This window comes from Proteus myxofaciens ATCC 19692 (assembly GCF_001654855.1).
Classification (GTDB): Bacteria; Pseudomonadota; Gammaproteobacteria; order Enterobacterales; family Enterobacteriaceae; genus Proteus; species Proteus myxofaciens.
This window is the reverse complement of the sequence record NZ_LXEN01000189.1, coordinates 1-1,092: the sequence shown is the minus strand read 5'-3', so window position 1 is coordinate 1,092 and position 1,092 is coordinate 1. Positions and strand designations below refer to the sequence as shown.

The 1,092-nt window shown below is 19.7% G+C and carries 1 protein-coding gene; it reads left to right on the top strand.

Annotated features, from left to right (window positions below; genetic code table 11):
- Nucleotides 1–173: 173 nt before the first annotated feature.
- The coding region (locus M983_RS16555) for a hypothetical protein (RefSeq protein ID WP_210433260.1) at nt 174–1,092 on the top strand (919 nt) is incomplete at its 3' end.

Below are 1,092 nucleotides of genomic sequence, written 5' to 3'. Positions count from 1 at the left end.
TAAATTAACAATAATAAATAAATATATTATAAATTTTAATAAATTATAAATCTAGTTGGTCAAAATTTATTGATGATTTTTATAAGATGAAAAATATAAAAAAATTTACAGTTTATTGATAGAGCGAACGTTTAGCTCATTGTTTAATTTATTTAAAATAATGAGGGGTTAATATGAACATTGAATTTTTAATAAAAAATGCTATTTCGAACTTGAATAGTATAAATAGTATAAAAATACACACTTCAAATACGCTAAATAAAATTATTTTTAAAAGTTACAATACAATTATCCCTTTTATTAAACCAATAATTAATAAAATTGTTAATCATAAAAATTTAAGCACTAGCATTATAAATATAAAAAATCAGAGTGCTGATAATAGAAATACTATGGAAAGCGATACTATTAAAATTGAAAATAAAAAAATAAATGAAATAACCAATAAAGTAACAAATGAAGTAACAAAAGATGTATCAAAAGAAGTACCAAAAGAAGTATCAAAAGAAGTACCAAAAGAAATATCAAAAGAAGTAGCTAATGAAGTATCAAAAGATGTATCAAAAGAAGTAGCTAATGAAGTATCAGAAGATGTATCAAATGAAGTAGTAAATGAAGTAACAAATAAAATAATAATTGATAAGGATAAGGTATATGCTATAAAAAGTTCAATTAATAATGAAGTAAAAAAATACATTATTGATGATTTAAACCATAATTTAAAACTATTTAAAGATTTAGACGTAAATAATATTGAAAAAATCAAGATTAATATTATGGAAAATATAGAAAATTTCAATATTATACCAAGCTTACAGGAAGTTTGTGTTTTATTAAACATAGATGGAATTAAATCTATAAATGAAACTAAACATCTAGAGGAAATTAAATCTATAAATGAAATTAAAACTCTAGATGAAATTAAATTTATAGATAAAACTAATCCTATAGAAGAAGTATTAGATTCAAATATAGAGAAGCTATATAAAGCAATAGTAGATCCTATATTTGAAGTAACAAAAGATACAAATAAATATTTTATAGCTGAAAATATCAAAATAGATATTAAAAAGTATCTAAATATAGAAATTT